At 49.3% G+C, this 24,030-nt stretch carries 19 protein-coding genes; 16 read left to right on the plus strand and 3 right to left on the minus strand.

What is annotated here, in order from left to right:
* Window positions 1-79: 79 nt before the first annotated feature.
* The 7 genes from AC50X8_RS16755 to pflA all read left to right on the plus strand — a co-directional run bounded on the left by AC50X8_RS16755 (window position 80) and on the right by pflA (window position 8,802).
* Entirely contained in the window at window positions 80-928 is an 849-nt protein-coding gene (locus tag AC50X8_RS16755; RefSeq protein WP_494880511.1) for a sugar phosphate isomerase/epimerase family protein, read from the plus strand.
* A 42-nt stretch (window positions 929-970) separates the two neighbouring features.
* A complete protein-coding gene (locus AC50X8_RS16760; RefSeq protein WP_494880513.1) occupies window positions 971-1,981 on the plus strand; it encodes a Gfo/Idh/MocA family protein in 1,011 nt (336 codons plus the stop codon).
* Between the two features lie 195 nt (window positions 1,982-2,176).
* Window positions 2,177-4,603, plus strand: coding sequence for a nitrite reductase large subunit NirB (gene nirB, locus AC50X8_RS16765; RefSeq protein WP_494880515.1), 2,427 nt, complete (start codon window positions 2,177-2,179; stop codon window positions 4,601-4,603).
* A 15-nt stretch (window positions 4,604-4,618) separates the two neighbouring features.
* A complete protein-coding gene (gene nirD, locus AC50X8_RS16770) occupies window positions 4,619-4,987 on the plus strand; it encodes a nitrite reductase small subunit NirD (protein ID WP_494880517.1) in 369 nt (122 codons plus the stop codon).
* A 37-nt stretch (window positions 4,988-5,024) separates the two neighbouring features.
* A complete protein-coding gene (locus tag AC50X8_RS16775) occupies window positions 5,025-5,654 on the plus strand; it encodes a hemerythrin domain-containing protein (RefSeq protein ID WP_494862114.1) in 630 nt (209 codons plus the stop codon).
* A gap of 69 nt (window positions 5,655-5,723) precedes the next feature.
* The gene (pflB, locus tag AC50X8_RS16780; RefSeq protein ID WP_056042016.1) at window positions 5,724-7,997 is read left to right on the plus strand and encodes a formate C-acetyltransferase; all 2,274 of its coding nucleotides are present in this window, start codon (window positions 5,724-5,726) and stop codon (window positions 7,995-7,997) included.
* Window positions 7,998-8,013: 16 nt separating this feature from the next.
* Window positions 8,014-8,802: a pyruvate formate-lyase-activating protein gene (gene pflA / locus AC50X8_RS16785; RefSeq protein WP_494862111.1), complete on the plus strand. Its 789-nt coding sequence runs from the start codon at window positions 8,014-8,016 to the stop codon at window positions 8,800-8,802.
* Window positions 8,803-8,930: 128 nt separating this feature from the next.
* On the opposite strand, the gene AC50X8_RS16790 is transcribed toward pflA, so the two are convergent.
* Window positions 8,931-9,329 (minus strand): SET domain-containing protein, encoded by a 399-nt coding sequence (locus AC50X8_RS16790; RefSeq protein ID WP_056042012.1) that lies wholly within the window; start codon window positions 9,327-9,329, stop codon window positions 8,931-8,933.
* A gap of 288 nt (window positions 9,330-9,617) precedes the next feature.
* On the opposite strand from AC50X8_RS16790, the gene AC50X8_RS16795 reads away from it, so the two are divergent.
* Window positions 9,618-9,878, plus strand: coding sequence for a hypothetical protein (locus tag AC50X8_RS16795; RefSeq protein ID WP_494862109.1), 261 nt, complete (start codon window positions 9,618-9,620; stop codon window positions 9,876-9,878).
* A 67-nt stretch (window positions 9,879-9,945) separates the two neighbouring features.
* Here the strand turns inward: AC50X8_RS16795 and arfA are convergent, their stop codons facing one another.
* On the minus strand, window positions 9,946-11,457 hold the full coding sequence (gene arfA / locus AC50X8_RS16800) for an arabinosylfuranosidase ArfA (RefSeq protein WP_099521075.1): 1,512 nt from the start codon (window positions 11,455-11,457) through the stop codon (window positions 9,946-9,948).
* Window positions 11,458-11,618: 161 nt separating this feature from the next.
* Here arfA and AC50X8_RS16805 point away from each other — a divergent pair, with 161 nt between their 5' ends.
* From AC50X8_RS16805 to AC50X8_RS16840, 8 genes are all read left to right on the plus strand, one after another.
* Window positions 11,619-12,521 (plus strand): ArsR/SmtB family transcription factor, encoded by a 903-nt coding sequence (locus AC50X8_RS16805; protein ID WP_056042007.1) that lies wholly within the window; start codon window positions 11,619-11,621, stop codon window positions 12,519-12,521.
* A 49-nt stretch (window positions 12,522-12,570) separates the two neighbouring features.
* The gene (locus AC50X8_RS16810; RefSeq protein ID WP_494880519.1) at window positions 12,571-14,142 is read left to right on the plus strand and encodes a response regulator; all 1,572 of its coding nucleotides are present in this window, start codon (window positions 12,571-12,573) and stop codon (window positions 14,140-14,142) included.
* A gap of 3 nt (window positions 14,143-14,145) precedes the next feature.
* Window positions 14,146-15,948, plus strand: coding sequence for a sensor histidine kinase (locus AC50X8_RS16815; RefSeq protein WP_494880521.1), 1,803 nt, complete (start codon window positions 14,146-14,148; stop codon window positions 15,946-15,948).
* Between the two features lie 427 nt (window positions 15,949-16,375).
* Complete coding sequence (locus AC50X8_RS16820; protein WP_056042002.1) at window positions 16,376-17,671, plus strand: ABC transporter substrate-binding protein; 1,296 nt, start codon at window positions 16,376-16,378, stop codon at window positions 17,669-17,671.
* 131 nt (window positions 17,672-17,802) lie between these two features.
* Window positions 17,803-18,699 carry a carbohydrate ABC transporter permease gene (locus AC50X8_RS16825; RefSeq protein ID WP_046233756.1) on the plus strand — a complete coding sequence of 299 codons (897 nt, stop codon included), beginning with the start codon at window positions 17,803-17,805 and terminating at the stop codon, window positions 18,697-18,699.
* Window positions 18,692-19,516, plus strand: coding sequence for a carbohydrate ABC transporter permease (locus AC50X8_RS16830; RefSeq protein WP_046233755.1), 825 nt, complete (start codon window positions 18,692-18,694; stop codon window positions 19,514-19,516). The genes AC50X8_RS16825 and AC50X8_RS16830 overlap by 8 nt, the downstream gene beginning before the upstream one ends.
* 93 nt (window positions 19,517-19,609) lie before the next feature.
* Entirely contained in the window at window positions 19,610-22,645 is a 3,036-nt protein-coding gene (lacZ, locus tag AC50X8_RS16835) for a beta-galactosidase, LacZ type (protein ID WP_494880524.1), read from the plus strand.
* Window positions 22,646-22,873: 228 nt separating this feature from the next.
* Window positions 22,874-23,284, plus strand: coding sequence for a hypothetical protein (locus AC50X8_RS16840; protein WP_494862098.1), 411 nt, complete (start codon window positions 22,874-22,876; stop codon window positions 23,282-23,284).
* 94 nt (window positions 23,285-23,378) lie between these two features.
* Here the strand turns inward: AC50X8_RS16840 and AC50X8_RS16845 are convergent, their stop codons facing one another.
* Window positions 23,379-23,927 (minus strand): GNAT family N-acetyltransferase, encoded by a 549-nt coding sequence (locus AC50X8_RS16845; RefSeq protein WP_056041996.1) that lies wholly within the window; start codon window positions 23,925-23,927, stop codon window positions 23,379-23,381.
* Window positions 23,928-24,030: the final 103 nt, after the last annotated feature.

Consider the following 24,030-nt stretch of genomic DNA (forward strand, 5'->3'; position numbering starts at 1 on the left):
AAAACCAAATCTTTTACGCAGCGCCGATCCTTGTTCACCCAGCTTTTAATCTAAATTTATTTAACAGGAGGTTTCTCAAATGAAAAAAGGGATTAATATTTGGTCATTCAACAGCAATACCACCATCGCCAGCTGCATCCAAACGGCGAAAAAAGCCGGCTTCGACGGTATCGAGCTGTCGCTTAACGGCTCAGGCGAGCTGAGCCTCGCGGCAACGGATCAGGAAATTCGCGACATTAAGGCGCGTCTAGAGGAAGCGGAGCTGGAAATCGCGGGCCTAGCAACGGGGCTGTATTGGGATTATGCGATGACGAGCGCGAACCCGGAGACGCAAAGCAAAGCGATAGATGTATGCAAAAAACAGCTGGAGCTTGCGGCGGCGCTTGGCGTCGATACGATTTTGGTCATCCCTGGCGCGGTTGGCGTTGATTTTATTCCCGGCAGCGAAGTAACGGATTACGAATATGCGTATAACCGTGCCCAAGAGTCGATTGCGAAGCTCGTTCCTTTTGCCGAAAGCGCGAACGTATCGATTGGCATTGAAAATGTTTGGAATAAATTTCTATTGTCGCCGCTTGAGCTGCGCGGATTTATCGATTCATTCGGCTCAAGCTTCGTAGGCTCTTATTTCGATGTCGGAAACGTCGTGCAAAATGGTTATCCAGAGCAGTGGGTACGCATTTTGGGCAACCGGATCAAGAAGGTTCATTTCAAGGATTACCGTCGCCAAGCGGGCGGACTCCATGGCTTTGTCGATCTGCTTGCAGGCGATGTAAACTATCCAGCTGTCATGGAGGCGCTGCAGGCGATCGGCTATGACAATTACGTCACGGCCGAAATGATTCCGCCGTACACGCATCATGCGGAGCAAATTATTTTCAATACTTCCAAAGCGATGGATGCGATTTTGGGCCGCGGAAACGGCTAACTTAATTCGCCAAAAGCTTTTATTTGATAAGGGGGATTCACGATGTTAAAAGTAGGTCTTATCGGATTCGGTTTTATGGGACGCATGCATTTCGACAACTATGTTCGTCTTACAGAAGAGGGCGCGCAAGTAAAACTGGCAGCGATTTGCGATCTGATGATCGAGGAATTGAAAAATGGCAAAGCTTCCGGCAATATGGCGACGGGCCAAGAGGTTTATGATCTATCGCCGTACAACCTGTATGACAGCATTGAGAAAATGCTCGAAAACGAGGAACTCGACATCATCGACATTACGCTGCCGACTTATTTGCATGCTGAGCTGACCTGCAGGCTGCTGGAAAAGGGGCTGCATGTGCTCTGCGAGAAGCCGGTAGCTGGAAATTCCGCTGATGGCTGGAAAATGGTGCAAGCAGCTGAGCGCACAGGCAAAACGCTAATGATCGGCCAATGCTTGCGCTTCTGGCCAGCCTATGAATATTTGAAATCCGTCGTGGACGATAACCGTTTTGGCGCGGTAACGGGCGGTTATTTCTTCAGAGGCTCTGCCGCCCCTAAAGGCTGGTTCCTTGACGGCAGCAAGAGCGGCGGGGCTGTACTGGATATGCATATCCATGATACCGACATGATCCACTGGCTGTTTGGCAAGCCGGAGCAAGTCTCGACGCTCGCTCGCAACGTCATTCCAGGCAGCGGCTACGATACGGTATCAACAAATTACGTCTACCCGGACGGCAAAGTGCTGAATGCGCAAGCAGACTGGACGCTCGAAGGCGATTTCGGCTTTGCGATGACGTATCGCGTCAATTTTGAAGGCGGCAATCTGCTGTTTGAGAACGGACAGGTTAAAGTGAATCCCAACAACGAGCCGGGCTTTGTAGCTGATCTATCGCCGGACATGGGCTATTACCGCCAAATCAAATATTTCCTTGAATCGGTAAACGCAGGTACGCCCGTATCCGTCTGTATGCCGGAAAGCGCTGTAGGAACGCTGGAAATTATTGAAGCAGAGCTTCGCTCGGCTGATGAGCGCGGCGCATTAATCCGTCTGTAAGCATGCATTCGGCGGCAAGTCGGCCAACTTGAAGGCGCATGAAAACATAGGCTAGCCCCTTACGCTATAGACAATGGCGGCAAGGGGCTATTTTTATTATAATCGCTTTTTTGTGAAAAATATCACATAACTCCCGAGCATTGTTGTTTATACTGTTGGTGAGTACGATGAAAGCTGTACAGGGAGGCGTTTGCAATGGGAATCATACGGCAGAAGCTTGTGCTGATTGGCAATGGGATGGCGGGGATAAACACGCTGGAGCATATACTCAAGCTGTCCCCGGAGCAATATGACATCACGGTATTCGGCAGCGAGCCGCATCCAAACTATAACCGGATCATGCTTTCTTATGTTTTGGAAGGCAGCAAAACGATGGACGATATTATTTTAAACAGCTGGGCCTGGTATGAGGAGCATCAGATTACGCTGCATACGGGAACAACCATAACATCTATTGATACGCAGCAAAAAATCGTTTTTGCGGACAATGGGCTGTTCGCAGCCTATGACCGTCTAATTATAGCAACAGGCTCGAATCCCATTATACTGCCCGTTCCTGGGCATCAGAAGCAGGGCGTCGTAGGCTTCCGCGACATGGCGGATTGCAGCGTCATGCTGGAGACAGCGAAGCAATATCGCAATGCGGCCGTTATTGGCGGCGGGCTGCTTGGATTGGAGGCTGCCAAGGGCTTGCTCAATTTGGGCATGAATGTGACGGTCATCCATTTGATGGCGGATTTAATGGAGCGCCAGCTTGACCCGAGCGCTTCGGCGATGCTGAAGGCGGAGCTGGAGCGGCAGGGACTGCATTTTCTCATGGAAAAGCAGACGGCGGAAATTTATGGCGGCGAGCGAGTTGAGGGGCTGACCTTCAGCGATGGAACGAAGCTGGAATCGGATTTTATCGTCATGGCAGCGGGCATACGGCCTAATACGGCTTTAGCTAGCGCGAGCGGCATTGAAGTGAAGCGAGGCATCGTTGTCGATGATTACATGCAAACGTCGGCGGAAGGCGTGTACGCTGTTGGCGAATGCGCCGAGCACCGCGGCATTTGCTATGGCTTGGTTGCCCCGCTGTTTGAGCAGGGGGCCGTACTCGCGAAGCAGCTATGCGGCGTGCAAACGAAGCCTTACGAGGGGACGCAATTGTCGACGAAGCTGAAAATTTCGGGCGTAGATGTATTTTCGACTGGCGTATTCTTGGATCAGCCAGAGCTGACGGTTATTCGCAAGCAGGATGACTGGAAACAGCAATATAAGAAGCTGCTGCTTAAGGGCGATACAATCGTTGGCGGTGTGCTTTATGGCGATGTCAGCGATTCGAGCCGAATTCAGCAGTGGGTGCGCGAAGGTGCGGCGATGACGGACGCTATTTATGCGGAGCTGATGGGAACGGCCGGCACTGCGCTGTCAGCCGCTGATCGCGTAGCGCAAATGGCCGACGATGAAATCGTATGCGGCTGCAACGGCGTATCGAAGGGGAGCATCGTAAAGGCGATTAAGGACAACTCGCTCACCACGGTTGATGAGGTTAAGGCATGCACTGGGGCTGGGCGTTCGTGCGGCGGCTGTGTGCCGACGGTTAGCCATTTGCTGCAATATGTGCTAGGAGACGAATATGCTGGGCAGAAAACCAAGACTGGCATTTGTGGCTGCACCGACCTGAGCCGCGATGAGATCGTAGCTGCGATAAAAGAGAAGCATTTGACGACTGTGAAAGAGGTCATGCATGTACTAGAGTGGCATCATTCGGAGGGCTGCTCGAAATGCCGTCCAGCGGTCAATTATTATTTGGGCATGCTGTGGCCGCAAGAGCATGAGGACGAGAAGGATTCGCGCTTCGTCAATGAGCGGATGAACGCCAACATTCAGAAGGATGGCACCTACACCGTCGTGCCGCGAATGTACGGCGGCGTGACGACGCCGGAGGATTTGAAGAAAATTGCCGATGTGGCCGTGAAATATGAGGTGAAAATGGTCAAAGTGACCGGAGGCCAGCGGCTTGATTTAATTGGGGTCGCGAAAGAGGATTTGCCGCTCGTATGGAAAGAGCTGGATATGCCTTCGGGCTATGCGTATGCGAAGGCGCTGCGCACAGTGAAAACCTGCGTCGGCCAGCAATTTTGCCGCTTCGGTACGCAGGATTCGATCGGCATGGGCATTCGGCTGGAAAAAACGTTCGAGCGGATCGATATGCCCGCCAAGTTCAAAATGGCCGTGAACGGCTGTCCGCGCAACTGCGCGGAGTCGTGTACGAAAGATATCGGCATCGTCGGCAATGACGGCGGCTGGGAAATGTTCGTTGGCGGCAATGGCGGAATCAAGCCGCGCATCGCCGAACTGCTGTGCAAAGTGAAAACGGATGAAGAGCTTGTGCAGATGGTGGGCGCTTTTACCCAATATTATCGGTTGACGGCGAACTATTTGGAGCGCACCTCGGAGTGGGTGGAGCGTTTGGGCATTGAGGCGATTAAAGCAGAAGTCGTTGACAATATGGACCGCCGCCGCGAGCTGTATCAGGATATTTTAGCCCTGCTAGCCGAGCTTCAGGAGCCGTGGAGCGCAGCGCTAGAGGAGCAGGGAGAAAGCAGCTATCTGTTCGAAGCCATTCAATTGAAATAGGAGAGGAGCAGCCAAATGACTGCACAGGTAAACAACGATTTGACCTATATTAAAATCGGCACGCTTGAAGATTTTCGCGAACGGATGGGGCGGGTCATCCGCTTGAACGAGAAGGAAATTGTTGTGTTTCGTACAACGGACGGTACCTTGTATGCCCTGGACAATCGCAGTCCTCATCGCAGGGGAGGCCCACTCGCGGAAGGCATGGTATCGGGACATTTTGTACTGGACCCGCTATACGATTGGAAGATCGCACTGGATACCGGGCAGGTGCAGGCGCCTGATACTGGCATGGTGCCAACTTATCCTTTGAAGGTAGAAGGCGAGGATGTACAACTGGGGCTAACGCTGGAGCAAGCGGGCCAGCTGGCACTGGAACGATAGAAGCTCGTATTTTAAGCGAATAAAGGAGGTTTATCTATTGAATACGGCAACGGTTAACAAGGAAGGCGGTCAAGGCAAGAAGGGTTTTGGCGAATGTGCTTGCTGCAGCGGCAACCATCTATTGCATGCGCTTTTGGAGCAGAAGGAGAGGCAGGACGTCGGCATTCAGCCGGAGAAGCTGAAACCGGAAGATTGGAGCAAGCAGTCCATTGCCGGGATGGTGCGCCAGCTTATGTTCGGCTATCATCTGTTTCTCAGAGCCGAGCTGCCGCTGCTGCATGAACTGACCACGCTTATTACGAGCGTTCATGGCAGCGAGCACCGCCAGCTGATTGAGCTGCAGCAGCGCTTTCATGCTTTAAAGGTTTTGCTGGAGCAGCATTTGATCGACGAGGAGGAATGCTTTTTCCCGCTCATTCTGAAATATGAGCGGCGCCATTCCGCTACCGCGTTCAGGCAGGCGAAGCAAATGGTCGAGAAGCTTGAAGGCGACCATAGGCGTATCGGCAATATGCTGCTGCATCTTAGGCTGGCTTCGGCGCATTATGTGCTGCCGGATGATGCGTGTGAGGCTTTCGCTTATACGTACACGAGGCTGAAGCAGCTGGAAGCGAAGCTGCTGGAGCATATCCGGCTGGAAAATCATTATTTATTTTATAGATTGTGATAATATTCACATTTTAAAAAAGAACCCGGTTTTATACTGAAGCTATAAAGGATATGGGAGGCGAAGAAGATGGCTGTCAATCAAACCGATCGCATTAAAGTGGCAGAATCTGCGGGCGCTTGGCGGGGCTTTGCAGCAGGCAAGTGGCAGGAACGCATTGATGTAAAGGATTTTCTGGATCATAACATTCAGCCTTATACTGGCAATGAGGAATTTTTGGCGGGAGCCACCGAGGCTACTGGCGAGCTTTGGCAAAAAATCCAGCAGCTCGTCAAGCAGGAGCGGGCGAACGGCGGTGTGCTGGATATTGACCTGCATACGGTTTCCAGCATTACCGCCCATGCGCCCGGCTACATTGACCAGAAGAAGGAGCAGATTGTCGGGCTGCAAACCGACGCGCCATTGAAGCGTTCCATTCAGCCATTCGGCGGCATCAAAATGGTCGTAGATGCTTGCGAGGCCTACGGCTTCGAGCTTCCTGGCGAAATGGTCAAAATGTTTACCGAGGTTCGCAAAACCCATAACCAAGGCGTATTCGACGCCTATACATCAGAGATGCGGGCAGCGCGCAAAGCGGGCATTATTACAGGGCTGCCGGATGCTTACGGACGCGGCAGAATCATTGGCGATTACCGCCGGGTAGCCTTATATGGGGCCGATCGTCTCATCGCCGGGAAGAAGCAGGAGCTGCTGCTGCTGGAAACAGGCACGATGACGGAGGATACGATTCGCGACCGGGAGGAAATTTCCGAGCAAATCCGCTCGCTGCAGGAGCTTAAGCAGATGAGCCTTGCCTACGGCTGCAACATCTCCCGTCCGGCAGCTACGGCGAAGGAAGCGTTCCAATGGCTGTACTTTGCTTATCTGGGGGCGATTAAGGAGCAGAATGGCGCGGCGATGAGCCTTGGGCGCGTCTCCAGCTTTCTCGATATTTATATCGAGCGCGATCGGCTGGAAGGAAGGCTGACGGAGGAGCAGGCACAGGAGCTGATGGATCATTTTGTCATGAAGCTGCGGATCGTGAAGTTTTTGCGGACGCCAGACTATAATGAGCTGTTCAGCGGTGACCCTACCTGGGTGACAGAGTCGATTGGCGGCATGGCGGTCAATGGCCAGACTAGGGTGACGCGCAGCTCCTTCCGTATTCTTCATACCCTATATAATTTAGGGCCGGCACCGGAGCCGAATTTGACCGTACTGTGGTCAGCAAGCCTGCCGGAAGCGTTCAAAAAATATTGCGCCAAGGTGTCGATAGAAACGAGCTCGATTCAATATGAAAATGATGACATTATGCGCCCGCAGTTCGGCGATGATTATGGCATTGCCTGCTGCGTCTCTGCGATGCGAATCGGCAAGCAGATGCAATTTTTCGGAGCGCGGGCGAATTTGGCAAAGGCGCTGCTCTATGCTATCAATGGCGGCGTGGATGAGGTTTCTGGTGCGCAGGTTGGGCCGGCATTTGCTCCAATCACGAGCGATTTGCGCCTCGATTATAAAGAGGTAATGGGCAAATACGACGCCATGCTGGAATGGCTGGCTGGTCTCTACATGAACACGCTGAACATTATCCATTACATGCATGACAAATATGCGTATGAGCGGCTGGAAATGGCGCTGCATGACCGCGAAATTTTGCGTACAATGGCATGCGGCATTGCGGGCTTGTCTGTTGTGGCGGACAGCTTGAGTGCGATCAAGCATGCGGTTGTTATACCGATTCGCAATGAAAATGGCATCGTTGTCGATTTTGACATTCAGGGCGAATATCCGATGTACGGCAACAATGACGAGCGGGTAGACCGGATCGCCGTGCAGCTGACCGAAACGTTTATGAATAAGCTGCGCAAGCATCGCACTTACCGCGGCGCATTGCCAACGATGTCGGTGCTGACGATTACATCGAACGTCGTGTATGGGAAGAAAACGGGCAGCACGCCGGATGGCAGAAAAGCCGGAGAGCCTTTTGCCCCGGGCGCTAATCCGATGCATGGCAGAGACCGCAAGGGGGCGCTTGCTTCGCTTGCATCCGTTGCCAAAATTCCGTACGAGGATTGTCTCGACGGCATTTCCAATACGTTCTCGATCATTCCGAAGGCGCTCGGCAAGGAGCCGCAGACACGAATTAACAATCTGGTGTCGCTGCTCGACGGTTATGCGGACAGCTCCGGCCATCATTTGAACGTTAATGTGTTTGAACGGGAGCAGCTGCTTGATGCGATGGAGCATCCGGAAAATTATCCGCAGCTGACGATTCGCGTATCGGGCTATGCCGTCAACTTTATTAAGCTGACCCGCGAGCAGCAGCTCGATGTTATAAACCGTACGTTCCACGGCGCAGTATAGAAAGGAGGCCCTAAGCATGCTAGGCAGAATCCATTCCTTTGATACGTTTGGAACCGTCGATGGACCGGGCATCCGCTTCGTGCTTTTTATGCAGGGCTGCGCGCTGCAATGCCAGTTTTGCCACAACCCGGATACTTGGGATACAGGAGCGGGTAAACAGGTGAAGGTCGACGATATTTTGCGGGAAATAGAGCCTTATGTGCCGTATTATCGCCGCTCCGGCGGCGGCATTACGGTTACGGGCGGAGAGCCGACGCTGCAAGCGCCATTCGTAACCGAGCTGTTCAAAGCGTGCAAGCAGCGCTGGGGACTGCATACGGCGCTTGATTCCTCCGGGTTTTGTGAACCGCATCACGCCGAGCCGCTTATGGCGGTTACCGATTTGGTGCTGTTGGATTTGAAAATGATTGATTCCGCCAAGCACGAGCAGTTGACCAGCCGTCCAAATGAGCGGATTTTGCGTTTCGCAGCTGCTTTGAGCTCGTGGAAGCAGCCGGTATGGATTCGGCATGTGCTCATTCCGCAGGTGACCGATGGCGGCGACGATTTGCGCGCGCTTGGCGCTTATATTAGCGGGCTTCAAGCGGTTGAGAAGTTTGAGATTTTGCCCTACCACCGAATGGGCGTCTACAAGTGGCAGCAGCTCGGACGGGAATATCCGCTGGAGGGCGTTCCGAGCCCGACGGAGCAGGAGATCGCGCGGGCATACCGCCTCGTGCAGGAGGGCGGTGTCCATGCCGCCTCGCAAATACTAGAAGTAGCGAGCATAGAAAAGAAGCAGCCTGTCAGCCGATTGCTCGGCTGATGAGCTGCTTCTTTTTTTCTTTAAATGGCTATGTGACCTTAGCGATTGCAGCATAAAAAGCCCGAAAGGCGAGCACTAATTCCATAGTGCCTATCTTTCGGGCTTCAATTCTTCTATTCAGCGTTCAGCTAATCTGCTTTATTCGTGTCCTGCTCCTCATTAAACCATAGAGGATCCTCGCAATCGACTTCACCGTTATAGTTAATGAGCAGTTCTTCTCCTGCCTTAATATCGGAAAAGGCAAAAAAGTCTACCGTCAAATTGTCAAAATTAAGCTCATAGAACGTGTTCGGCGTATAGGAGTGATTAAACAGCATGCCGTAGCCAAGCAAAAGAGCGGAATGATTCGCGCCATATTCGAAGGCATAGTCGCCAATAATCGTTTTCTCAATATGGACATGCTCCTCGTTGTCGTAAGGAATAACCGGTGCTTCGTGAATAAGCGCGCCCTCGGCGATGTCCTGGGTGGCGAATACGCCGCGGTTCAGCTCGCCATTGCTGAGCTGGGAAGTACGAATTTCAATCATGAAAGTATCCTCTGTCCACTAAATCATATAATGGAATTCTTTTTCTCAACATTATAGCCCGCTTTCGCTGCAAATAGCAATGCCGCTGTTTCCTGCCCATACAAGGGCGCCCAGCAGGAGGTGCTATACGGAGGGTACTATAAAAACATGGTACTATTGCAGACAAGCATCCTCTTGTATAGTTGAGTTAGACATATATGGCAAACATACATACTGCTGTTTCCCCTCTTAATATAGGTCTATCATTATAAGGAACATTCGCCAGGAGCAGGGAGGTGACTTGACGCCATGAACAGAGCTTTGACAAAGCAGCAGGAACTGCAGCATAAAGCCGCTGTGCTCAAGCAATATGAGGTTTATGGTTATCAGGTCGCCTGCTATGTGCTGGAGGATGAAGCGCTGGCGGCTCAGGCAGTGATGCAGGCTTTTAAACAATTGTTTCAGGATGGGCCGTTTTTCGAGCAGCCACACCTTGTGCAAAAGCAGCAAATGAAACGAGCCGTCATGAAGCAATCCTTGCTTAGCAAATCCGCTGCTTTGCTTCAATAAAAAACCTCCGAAATCCCTTAAACAGGCGAATTTCGGAGGTTTTTTGGTTCGGCTGGCTAGCAGCGAATTAGTTTGCAGTAACTTTCAGGCGGATCATATTCCATGAAGCTTTGCCCAGTACGGCGCTAACTTGACCGCCATCGACTTTGGCTGTGCCATTGTTATGCGGCAGAACTTGATTAGGGCGAGCTTTCGTATTACAAGCCTTAATATCGTCATTCTCCAGCACGACATGCTCAATTAGGCTGACCGCGCCGAAGCTGCGAACATCAACATCCAAATCAAGCGATTCCTTCAAATGACGGTTGACAGCGAAAATTGTAATTTCGCCTTGTTCTTCATTGTGAACGCTGATCGCTTCCAAATAAGGCACATCAGTGAAATCCTTCGAATCGTATTTAGGCGATGAAGTAATGGGTTGAAGCACGGTGCCTCTTCCATACAGCGAAGCGTGCTTGTAAGGGAAATACGTCGTTTGCAGCCAAAGCGGACCGCCATTTTCCGTCATAATCGGAGCGATAACGTTAATGAGCTGGGCCAGGCAGGCAATTTTCACCCGGTCTGCATGCTTAAGCAGCGTAATGACGAAGCAGCCGACAGCAAGCGCATCCTCAAGCGTATATACATCTTCAAATTCCGGCGGTGCAATATGCCAGCGCTCCTCTGCACGGCTTGTGCCGATGGAGTTCCATACATTCCACTCATCGAGCGACAGCATGAGCTTCTTCTTGCTGCGCTTCTTCGCTTTCATGTAATCTGCAATCGCGGTTACGCTGTAAATGAATTGATCCATATCGAGCGATTTCGCAAGGAAGTTTTCCGAGTTGTTTTCATTGTTGTTGTAATACGTATGCAGCGACAGGTAGTCGACCTGATCATAGGTCAAATCCAGTACAGTCGCTTCCCAATCGGCAAATGTGCTCATGCCGCTCGACGAGCTGCCGCAGGCAACAAGCTCGATCGATGGATCAACCCAGCGCATGACTTTAGCTGTTTCATTCGCAAGCCTTCCGTATTCGACTGCTGTTTTGGCACCGATCTGCCAAGGGCCGTCCATTTCATTGCCGAGGCACCACGTTTTGAACTTATGCGGTTCTTTGTAGCCATGAGAAATACGCAGATCGCTATAATAGGAGCCGGATGGATGATTGCAATATTCGACGAGATTGCGGGCCGCATCGACGCCGCGTGTGCCGAGATTGACTGCCATCATGACTTCGGAGCCTACGAGCTTCGCCCAATCGGCGAATTCGTTAGTGCCGACCTCATTCGTTTCGGTCGTCCACCAAGCCAGCTCAAGCAGACGCTTGCGCTCTTCTTTCGGGCCAACGCCATCTTCCCAATTGTAGCCAGAGACGAAATTTCCGCCCGGATAGCGTATAATAGGAACGTTCAGCGCTTGAATCGCTTCGAGCGCATCGCGGCGGAAGCCATTTTCATCGGCAGTCGGATGCCCTGGCTCATAAATGCCGCCGTATACGGCACGTCCCAGATGCTCGATGAATGATCCATATAGACGCGGGTCAACCTCGGCAATTTTAAAATGTTTATCAATAAGCATCGTTGATTTCAAAGACATATTGGTAAAACCTCCTGTTTAATGAATTAGCCAAAAACTGAATTCATATACTTGCTATCTCCTTATATTTTTAACATAATGAATAAATACAAGCAATAAATAAGGTCCGTAATAATGAAGGATTAGCTAAATTGATAATCCTGTAAATAGGATGTGACAGAATGTACTTAACGACGAATGCGGAATCGCTTCGGGTATATGAGGCGCTGGCAAGCGAGGTTCGCCTGCAAATTATCGATTTGCTGGACGAGCGGGAGCGGCATATTAAGGAGCTGGCAGCCGAGCTTTTTTTGAGCAGCGCAATTGTCAGCACCCATGTGAACAAGCTTCAGCAGGCTGGCATTGTGACCAGCAAAATGAAACGGGTAGGCGGCGGCACCTATAAATATTGCTCGCTGTCAGCGGAATATTTGCAAATCAGGCTGTCGAGGCCAAACGATCAGAAGCGGAAAAACATTGAAACGATGCTCCCAGTCGGCCATTATACCGATGTAGCCGCCTTTCCGACCTGCGGCATTGCAACTACGGAAAAGCTGATCGGGCAATATGATAACCCGAAATATTTTTTGGACCCGGAGCGAATGAATGCCGGCATTTTATGGTTTGCCAGAGGGTATGTCGAGTATAAGGTGCCCAATCATCTTTTTGTTGATCAACGGGTTCAGGAATTGGAAATATCATTGGAAATTGGTTCGGAAGCGCCGCAAATTAATGAAAATTGGCCGTCGGATATCCGTTTTTTCATCAATGGCTTGTATGTAGGCGAGTGGACGAGTCCAGGCGATTTTGGACGTGTGCGCGGGAGGCTGTCTCCAGACTGGTGGCGGGGCGACGTGAATCAATATGGCTTATTGAAGGTGCTGCGCCTGAATGAGAACGGCACCTTCATTGATGGCTTGCAAATATCAGAGCTGACCATTCATGATCTGGATTGGGAAAGCCCGTTTTTGACGCTGCGCATCAGCGCGGAGGAAAGTGTGCCGGGCAGGGGAGGATTAACCTTGTACGGCAAGGGGTTTGGCAATTACAATCAGGATATAAGAATTCGCACCTATTATGAATAAGCCCCAGACACTTCAAAGGGAATAGCAAGATGATAATGGAGGGATCGTAATGGCGCCTTTTTGCCGCGTGCTCATTGTAGATGATGAACTATTAGTCAGGCAAGGCATCAAGCATTTATTGAATTGGGAAAAGGAAGGCTTTCAAATTGTCGGCGAGGCTGCGAGCGGAACGGAAGCTTTGGAGCTGATTCAGCAGCTGGAGCCGCATATCGTCATAACGGATATCGTCATGCCTGTCATGGATGGCGCGGAGCTGACCCGGATCGTTAAAGCGAGATTTCCGGAAATCGAAGTCATTGTGCTCAGCAGCTTTGGGGAATTCGATTATGTCAGATCAACCTTTCAAAGCGGCGTTGCCGATTATATATTGAAGCCTAAGCTGGAGGCGACCCATCTGCTTGAGGTTTTGAAGCGCACCGCGCAGCGAATTCCTTCATTGAAGCTGGAGCTTGCCCCCACGGATAAAAATACAACGGTCCAGGTGCTGCTGGATATGCTGATGGATGGGTTTGGCGTAGAGCTTGATGAGGAAGATGCAACTTTTCCTTACGACAGCTTTCGAATGCTAGGTGCAGAGTGCAAGCCGTCTGGAGACAAAAATGCGGTGCTCGCCACAGCCGAGCTGCTGAAAAAAAGAATGCAGGCGGAGCTTGTCGTTTCGCTGGAGCAGTCGGTCTATTTTCCACTTAGGTCGGAGGCGGGACGCGTCGTGCTGCTCATTAATATGAACGAGCAGGAGAGCCCGCAGCTTGCTGCCGCCGCACGCAGGCTTGACGAGTGGACAAGCGAGCAGAAGCTTGAGGCGAGATGGACGCTGGGCGAGCCGTTCAGCAATTATACCGAGGTGGGGGATCATTTCAAGCTTCATTTTCTCAAAATGAGCGATTACCGCTTTTTTCTAGCGGACCCGGATCGTTTGCTTATTGCAGGGGAACTGCCCTATATGCCGCCTGTAGAGGATAAGTTTGATTTGCCGCGTTTTTCCGAGCAGCTGAGCAAGCAGCAGTTTGAGAGCGCTTTTAGCGAACTGCTCGCCTATGTGCAGGGCGCTTCGCATTTTTATAAGAAGGATGTATTTGAGTTTAAATCGTTCCTTAGCAATGTTATTTTTAATATGACGATTGTATTGGGCCGTCTGGAGGTGGATGCATCGCACCTAGAGGAGGCGAAATACCGCTACTTCAAGGAAATTGGCGATGCAGCGCATATAAGCGAAGCGATTGTTTTAATGGAAGCATTCGTGAGCGATGCGGAGGCTGTGCTGGCAACTCGAAAGCAAGGAGCTGGCAATCCGAATATGGCGATGCTGCTTGCCTATATTGGCGAGCATTATGCTGAGCCGCTTAGCCTGACGGAGCTGGCGAAGCATTTTCATTTTAACCCGTCGTATTTGTCTACGTATTTCAGTGCGCATAATAATGAGGGCTTTAGCGAATATTTGAACAAAATCCGGGTGGAGAAGGCAGCGGAGCTGCTGCTTGCCGATACGGCGTCCATTTCGGAAATCAGCGGCATGGTAGGGTACTCGGATCACAGCTATTTTACAAAAGTGTTTAAAAAAATAACGGGCTTGTCGCCCAGCCATTACCGCAAACAATATGTCAACCAGAAAAGGGACTAATGCATGAAGGCGTTTTTAGCAAAATTTAAATATCACGGCTTGTTTATTAAAATGTTTACCGTCACCTTAGTCAGCATCATTTCCGTTTCGCTGCTTACTACGCTTGTGATGATGCAGATGTCGCAGCGTCTGTTCATGGATACGTTCAGCATTACGAATGGAAAAATCATTAATCAGGTCCAGACCAATTTCGAGTCGTTCAGCTATTCCATTGTGACCGCGACCAATGATGTGCAGCAAAGCGGAACACTCAAGTCGTTTCTGAAGGAGCCCGATCAGAGCACCGCTCAGTCGCTGAAAAGATATTATGAAGCCAATACGCAGATGAAGCGGATTCAATCGAACGTTTCCGCTTATTCGGTGAACATTACGATAACGGGCATTAATGGCCGCAGCCATTCGTCTGACAGCACCTATTGGCCTCGCTCTATTGAAAAGCTTCGCAGCAGCGAGCTTACGAAGCATGCTTTGCAGGAGCCGCGGCGTATTTTATATGAGCTGGATCAGGAAAGCATGAAGGCTGGAGACAGCTCAAATGCGGTTGTTGTAGCCTCGAAAACGCTGCTGGAGCGGACGAGCGGCCAGCCTTACGGCCAGCTTTATTTTGCCATAAAAGAGAAGGATTTTCGGAAGTTTTATACGAGCTTCACGAGCATCGGTAATGATGTTGTAATCATTAATAAAGCGGGCATGATCGTTTCGAGCAACCAGGAGCAGCTTGTAGGGACAACGGTACCAGAGCTTTTGACCTATGCCAAGAAAATTGAAGAGCAGCAGCTGGACGTTATGGATACAACGGCATTGGGAAAAAGCAGCCTCGTGCTGTCGAAATATTTGCCGACCTATGACTTTTATTTGGTGAACTTGATTGATAAGCAGCAGGTCATGAGCCAAATGGTTGATTTCAAAATGGTTGCCCTCATCTCCCTTGCGATCGTACTGCTGGCGCTCATTATCGTCTTTGTGATTTCAAGGCGGCTAACGAGGTCGCTTACGCTGCTGGCGCGGCAAATTTCTAGAGTGACGAAAAATGATTTCAACAATTATACGTCGGTAACCGGAAGCTACGAAATTAAGCAATTGGGCAATGCCTACAACTATATGCTGGATGAGCTGAACGATTACATTAAGCGGCTTATTCAGACGCAAAAGGATCAGCGCAATGCCGAGCTGTCTGCCCTGCAAATGCAGATCAATCCTCATTTTCTGTATAATACGCTGGCGTCGATTAAAATTTTGGTGCAGCAGGGCAACAAGGACAAGGCTGCGGACACGATAAACGCACTGATTTCCTTGCTGCAAAATACAGTGAGCAACATAAGCGAGACGATTCCGGTTTCGCAGGAGCTCGTCAACCTGAAAAATTACGTATTTATTAACCATGTGCGTTATGGCGAGCAGATACGGGTCAATTATTTTGCGGACAAGGACTGTATGGGGGCGCATTTGCCGAAGCTGGTCATCCAGCCATTTATGGAAAATGCCTTTTTCCATGCCTTTCATGAGCGCAGCGAAGGTTATATTTATGTACTCATCTCCCGTGAGGGCGATTCGCTCATTTGTGAGGTCGTTGACAACGGCGTCGGCATTAGCGGGCTTGGTAAAGCGGGTGATAATTTAGGAGCAGCTGAGACAGATCGTGAGCGCGGCGTGCATTCGGCCAGCCATTTTTTCTCGGGCATTGGCATTCGCAATGTGCATGACCGTCTGATGCTGCTTTATGGCGAAGGCTACGGGGTGACGATATTCAGCGATCCGGGCCAAGGGACACGCGTGAAAATCAAGCTTCCGTTGTTGTTTGAGTAATGGGGAATTTTAAAACAGTGGCTGTCAGGTTAAACCTGCATTGCCGCTGTTTTTTTATTGAGCAGCCTTAAATTGTCGAATTCAGTATAATAGTAGCCCTTGAAGCACAAAATTCAATTAAATCATTTTCAATATGAAGGATGGTGACTGGGAAATAAGAAATAAGAAATAGGAAATCAGCCTCATTGATACACTCAATCCAGTGCTTGGAAGAAAATCCTTGATCTTTCCAAATGACGCCTAAATATATTACCAATAAGCAAATTAATTACTATTGGTAAAAAATCACTGTTGTACATCAAATAAAAGAATGACAAATCCCTATAAAGATATTGCTATCGAATGCAATAAACAGATTGTTATAATGAATAACGTTAGCCGGCAAACGCTTTCAGTTACGCAGACAATAAAAAAGGGGTTGGGTTCAGTGAAAAAAATGCTTGCCATCCTATTGGCCAGCTTCGTGCTGCTCACAGCATGTTCAGCTAAAACAAATGATTCTACAAACACAGGCAGCGGAGAAGCTACAAAAGAACTTACCGTTTGGGCTTGGGACAAAACGTTTAACATCGGCGCTATGGAGCGTGCGGGTGAGGCTTATGCCGCTAAGCACCCTGATGCAGGCGTAAAGCTTAACATTGTTGAAAATGCACAAGCTGACATTATCCAAAAGCTGAATGCAGGTCTTAACTCGGGCACAACAAAAGGTCTTCCAACCATTATTTTGATTGAAGATTACCGTGCGCAAAGCTTCTTGCAAGCTTACCCGGATGCTTTCTTTGACCTAACGGATTACATCAAACCGGCAGACTTTGCCGATTACAAAATCGGGCCGACAAGCCTTGATGGCAAACAATACGGCGTACCATTCGACTCCGGTGTAACTGGTCTTTATGTAAGAACAGACTACTTGGAGCAAGCTGGCTACAAAGTAGCTGATCTGCAAGAGCTGGACTGGAACCAATTGATCGAAATCGGCAAAGCAGTAAAAGCTAAAACAGGCAAACAACTGCTGACACAGGATCCTAACGATCTTGGCCTGATTCGTATGATGATTCAATCCGCTGGCTCGTGGTATTTGAAAGATGACGGCGTAACGCCGGATCTGGCAGGCAACCCGGCTTTGAAAGAAGCGTTTGAAACGTACAAGAAACTGATGGAAGCGGACATTGTAAAAGTGACTTCCGACTGGAGCCAGTTTGTAGGCGCGTTTAACAGCGGCGAAGTAGCAAGCGTTCCAACGGGCAACTGGATTACCGCTTCGGTTAAAGCAGAAGCATCGCAGTCCGGCAAATGGGCGGTTGTACCGTTCCCTAAACTGGCGAACAACGCTGATTCCGTTCGCGCTTCGAACCTTGGCGGCAGCTCGTGGTATGTAATGAACGTTGATGGCAAGGAAGCGGCAGCTGAATTTTTGAAAGAAACATTCGGTTCCGATGTGGATCTGTACCAGAAGCTTGCTACAGATATCGGCGCAATCGGCACACTGAAAGCAGCAGCTGACGGCGAAGCTTACAAAGCAGCTGACGATTTCTTCGGCGGACAAAAAGTTGTAGCTGATTTTGCAAAATGGACAGCTGAAATTCCAAGAGTTAACTACGGTATGCATACGTATGCAATCGAGGACATTCTTGTTGTAGAAATGCAAAACTTCATGGGCGGCAAAGCAATCGATCAAGTATTGGCTGATGCTCAAGCTCAAGCAGAAACACAAGTTAAATAAATTCGACCATACGGCAGATGAATAAAATCTTGGGTGATCACAAGCCCTCGCCAGAAAAGCTCGTGCTTGGATGGGCGGGGGCGGCGATTGCCCCGAGATTTTATTTCCGTGAAGAAAGGGGTTAGGCTTTCGTGAAATCAGCGCAGCCTGGCATAAAAATTCGTAATCGAGCTAACTTGACGGGATGGCTGTTCGTCATCGTTGCCGTCGTGCTAATCGCATCCTTTTATTTTTACCCAATGATTCAAGCGCTTCTTCTCTCGTTCAAATCCGGCAAAGGGATGAACCTCCACTACGTTGGTTTTGACAACTACATTCGTCTATTCAGTGATCAGACGTTCCGTGTGGCGTTAAAGAATACATTTATTTATCTGATCATTCAAGTACCGGTTATGATTGTGCTGGCCATGTTTATTTCCGTACTGCTCAATGACAGCAAGCTGAAGCTGAAGGGCTTTTTCCGCACAGCGATATTCCTGCCGGCGGTTACTTCACTTGTTGCCTACTCGGTTATATTCAAATACTTATTCGCAGGCGACGGCCTTGTGAACCAATTGCTGCTCAAGCTGCATCTGATTGGCACGCCTATTCAATGGATAACAGATCCATTTTGGGCTAAAATTACGGTTATTATTGCCATTACATGGCGCTGGACAGGCTACAATATGATTTTCTACTTATCAGCTCTGCAAAATATTGACCATTCGATTTATGAGGCTGCCAAAATCGACGGAGCTTCTTCGACGAGACAGTTTTTCGGCATTACGATGCCTTTGCTGAAGCCTATTATTTTATTTACATCCATTACATCGACTATCGGTACACTGCAGCTGTTCGACGAGGTTGTGAACATTACGAAGGGTGGTCCGGGCAACGCGTCTATGTCCATCTCCCAGTACATTTACAATCTGTCCTTCAAATATTCCGCAGACTTCGGATATGCAGCAACGGTGTCTTATTCTATCGTAATTATGATTATTATTTTGGCATTTGTTCAGTTTAAAGCGGCAGGTGATAAAAATGGATAAGCTAAAACGGGTATCGGTTTATATTTTTCTCAGCGTCGCAGCGTTCATTTCCATTTTCCCGTTTCTGTGGATGATCGTCAGCGCGACGAACAGCTCCTCAGATGTAACGCAGGGCAGACTGCTTCCAGGCAGCAAGCTTATTGAAAATATTAATAACTTGTTCAGCTCGGTTGACATTGTGCCGGCGCTCATGAACTCGGCTAAAATTTCGATTTCGACGACGCTGCTGGCGATGCTGATTGCTTCGCTTGCAGGGTACGGCTTTGAAATTTATAAAAGCAAGGCGAAGGACATCGTCTTCACGATTTTGCTGCTGTCGATGATGATTCCGTTCGCGGCGATTATGGTTCCGCTGTATCAAATGTTCGCGGGAATATCGAGCAGCGTTCCGTTTTTAGGGCTTGATACCCTATCGGGCGTCGTGCTGCCGACGATGACGACAGCGTTTCTCATCTTCTTTTTCCGTCAAAACACTAAAATGTTCCCGAAAGAGCTGCTTGAAGCAGGCCGTATTGATGGCTTGAACGAGCTGGCCTTGTTCTTCCGCATTTATGTGCCGACGATGAAGACGACGTATGCGGCAGCGGGGATTATTACGTTCATGTCAAGCTGGAACAACTACTTGTGGCCTCTAATCGTGCTGCAATCGCCAGACAAGCGTACGATTCCAATGCTGATCTCCAATCTGGGCTCCAGCTACACGCCGGATTACGGTATGATTATGATGGCGATCGTTATTTCAACGATTCCAACAGCGCTTGTGTTCTTCCTGATGCAAAGACATTTTGTAGCGGGTATGACCGGTTCGGTCAAATAATGATTTCGATTGTAAAATAAGCAAGGGATAGGCGGCTGCATGCCATGCATGCAGCCGCCTGACTTATCATCTACGTTATGGAGGAATTATTTTATGACTACTACAAAGCCGAGCCTCGACTGGCTAACTGATGTAAGTGTATTTGCTGTTAACCGAGTGCCAGCTCATTCCGATCACCGTTATTATGAAACTGCAGCAGAGGCGGAGGCAGATGGCGGCATGAAGCTGCGCTACAGCCTGAATGGCAGCTGGAAGTTCAACTATGCCGTAAGACCTGCTGATCGTCCGGCTTCTTTTTACGAACAAAATTTTAATAGTGACAGCTGGGGCGCAATAGAGGTGCCAGGCCATATTCAGCTTCAAGGCTTTGGCAAGCCGCAATATGTAAATACAATGTATCCATGGGATGGACATCATGAGCTGCGCCCGCCGGCTATTTCGGAAAATGACAATCCGGTGGGAAGCTATGTGAAGCATTTTAACGTGCCACAAAACATGCTTGGCAAGCCCGTATATATTTCCTTCCAAGGCGTAGAATCTGCCTTCTATGTTTGGCTGAACGGAAAGTTCGTTGGCTATAGCGAGGATAGCTTTACACCGGCCGAATTTGATTTGACTCCTTATTTGCTGGAAGGTGAAAACAGGCTGGCCGTTGAGGTTTATCAGCGCAGCACGGGAAGCTGGCTCGAGGATCAAGATTTTTGGCGTTTTTCTGGTATTTTCCGCGATGTGTATTTGTATACCGTTCCAGCGATCCATGTTCGTGATCTGTTTGTAAAAACAGAGCTGGATGCGGCTTATAAGCAAGGCAAGCTATTGGTGGACTTGAAGCTGAGCGGTGCAGTTGACAGCGCAAGCATCAAGCTTGTCCTAAAGGATGCAGATGGACAGGCGGTTGTGGCTGGAGCTGCTGAGGCAACGGAAGCTGGGGTATGGACGGCGTCGCTTGATGCTGGAGCAGTGTCGCTGTGGAATGCGGAAAATCCGTATTTATATAAATTGTATGTAGAAGTTTATAATGCGGCAGGCGAACTTCTTGAAGTGGTTCCGCAGCGCGTAGGCTTCCGCAAATTCGAGATGATCGACAAAGTGATGCATATCAACGGCAAACGAATTGTTTTCAAAGGCGTTAACCGCCATGAATTTAATCCTCGCAGAGGACGTGCCATTACGGCAGGCGATATGCTGTGGGATATTAAGACGATGAAGCAAAACAATTTGAATGCGGTTCGCACCTCCCATTACCCGAACCAATCGTTATGGTATGAGCTGTGTGACGTGTATGGATTGTATGTCATTGACGAGATGAATTTGGAAACGCATGGCTCATGGCAAAAAATGGGCGCTGTGGAGCCGTCGTGGAACGTTCCTGCGAATAAGCTGGAATGGCAGGATATCGTCATGGATCGGGCGATTTCTATGGTCGAGCGGGACAAAAACCATCCGTCCATCTTAATCTGGTCGGTCGGCAATGAAGCTTATGCAGGCGAGGTGCTGCTGAACGTATCGAACTATTTCCGCAGCGCTGACCCTAGCCGCCTCGTTCATTATGAAGGTGTATTCCATAATCGCGACTATGACGCCACGAGCGACATGGAAAGCCGCATGTATGCGAAGCCGGCAGATATCGAGCTTTATTTGAACGATAATCCGCAAAAGCCGTACATCAGCTGCGAGTACATGCATGCAATGGGCAACTCGGTTGGCGGCATGCACAAATATACGGAGCTTGAGCAAAAATATGCGTTGTACCAAGGCGGCTTTATTTGGGATTACATCGATCAGGTCATTGTGAAAAAAGACCGCTTCGGCAAGGAATTCCTCGCTTATGGCGGCGACTTCGACGACCGTGCGACCGATTATAATTTCTGTACGAACGGTATCGTCTATGCCGATCGCAAAGTATCGCCGAAAATGCAGGAAGTGAAGTTCCTTTATCAGAACATTAAGCTGCTTCCTGACCGCGAAGGCGTGAAAATCGTCAATGAAAATCTGTTTGAAGGAACAGATGCTTATGAGCTGGTCATTAAGCTGCATCTAGAGGGTGCTGAAATTTTCCGCAGCGTAAGCGAAGTTCAAGTAGCTGCACAAAGCGAAGCTTATATTCCGGTCGTTCTTCCAGCGGCAGAGCAAGCAGGCGAATATGTTATTCATGCGTCCTTGCAGCTGAAAGCAAGCACGCTTTGGGCGGATGCAGGACATGAGCTGTCGTTTGGACAATTCGTATTTTTAGTGGAGCAAAAGGTAGCAGCTTCGCTTCCGGCAGGAGAACTGCGCGTCGTAGAAGGCGATGTCAACATCGGTGTGCATGGCCGCGATTTCAGCATTATGTTCTCCAAGCAGGCGGGCACGCTGACCTCGGTCAACTATTCGGGCAAAGAGATGATTGCACTGCCACCAGCTCCATTGTTCTGGCGGGGAACGACGGATAATGACAAAGGTTTTTCACTTGGCTTTGATTCCGGCATATGGTTTGCTGCCAGCTTAACACGCAAATGCATTAACGTTGTTTTGACCGAGCAGGAGGGAACGGCAACGGTAACGTTCCAATATCGCCTTAGCATTAGTGCCGATGTATTGGTGACAGTAGCCTATACGGTGCTGGGTGACGGAAGCGTGCAGGTGAAATCGCGTTATGAGGGAGCGGCGAACTTGCCGAAGCTGCCGATTTTCGCTCTTTCGTTCAAGGTGCCTGCTGATTATCAGCATCTGGACTGGTATGCAATGGGTCCGGATGAAAACTACATTGACCGTGCGTTTGGGGCGCGTCTTGGCGAATTCCAAAACGTTGCCGCAGATAATGTATCCGGTTATGTTGTGCCGCAAGAGTCGGGCAATCGTACAGGTGTCCGTCGTGTAAGCATTACGAATGATCTCGGACGAGGCATTCGCATTTCAGCGCCGGCAACTCAGCCTGTAGAATGCAACATTGCGCCTTATACTGCATTTGAGCTGGAGAGCGCGCAGCATCACCATGAGCTTCCAAACGTTCATTATACAGTCGTGACGGTAGCAGGCAGACAAATGGGTGTCGGCGGTGACGACAGCTGGGGCGCTCCTGTCCACGATGAATATTTGATCCCAGCGGATCAGGAGCTGGCTTTTGAGTTCCTTATCAGCCGGGTATAAGCGTTAAAGTAAAGAGCAGTTTGTGCTTGAATGGCTGTACAACGAGAGTGGAGATAAGAGGAGGGCAGCTGCCCTTCTCTTATTTTTTTATAGTGGGGTCTACATGGTTTCTAAATCAAATAACACATTAATGTTATTTTGTCAAATTTGCAGAGGCAGTGGCAATTTGACGTCTTCCGAATCTTCCAGCATACTAAACTTAATTAAAGCGAAAGGTCGGTTGACTTGATGGAAAACAACATTATTGAATCAACATTGAAGGAATTGCTTTCTGTCGTTAAGATCATCAACGAACGGGTAGGAACGTTGGAAGAAGGTCAGCAAGCCCTTACTGAAAGTCACCAGGTGCTTGTTAGTGGTCAACAATCGCTTGCTGAAAGTCATCAGGCACTTGCTGAAAGTCATCAGGCGCTTGCTGAAAGTCATCAAGCGCTTGCTGAAAGTCAGCGCGAAGGCTTTAGAAAAGTGAATGAGCAGCTGGAACGTATGGAATTAAAGCTTGAAGCGACCTTTGAGCAGACAGCGCGCATTACCGAGGTGGTATCATCTGTAATCGTTGATCGGCTTGACGCCCATCGGAACATGATTGCGAAGGTCGAAGAAGAGGTTGAAATTTTAAAAAGTCGTCATAAATCATAAGCTCGTAAGCAGAAGAAGAGGAGGGCTGCTGCCCTCCTCTTCTTTCGTTGCATTAAATATTTTTTATTTTTGCAGACTTGCTTTTATTCAAAAATCAACGATTAAGCTCCTCGTAATCCGCCCTCGTCAAGCCGTAAAAGACCAAGTCCTCAAATTCGCCCCATTTGAAAATATGCTGCTTGAATTCGCCTTCATATTTCATGCCAACTTTTTTCATGACATTGGAGGAAGAAGGGTTTTTGGCCATAGCTGCTGCCATAATTTTATTCAACTCCAGCTGCTCAAAGCCGAATTGGATGACACGCTTTGCCGCTTCTGTGGCGTAGCCATGCCCCCAATAAGGCTTGCCTGACCAGTAAGATAGCTCGCCTCGCTGATCGGGCTTGCTCAGATTCAAGCTCATACAGCCGATTAAGGCATCGTCTTTTTTGCGGGTCACTGCGAAAGGGAAGCCCTCTCCATTGCTTGCTCTAATTGTATTGTTGCTAATCCAATCCTCGGCTGCCCCATCAGGATAGGGGTAAGGAATAGACAGTGTTGTACTTGCTACTTCAATATTGCCGGCCAGTTTCTGGACTCTGCTTGCATCGTCTAAATTAAACGCTCTCAAAATCAATCGTTCTGTTTCTAGTGTTGGCTGCATAAGGAAACACCTCGCAATAATTGATTTTTTTGAAATATAGGAAAGGATATGATTATCCATCCATTCTCTATATTTCTCGGAATGAAACGCGCTGTGCCGCCAG

The sequence above is a fragment of the Paenibacillus sp. JT22N15 genome (assembly GCF_059383755.1).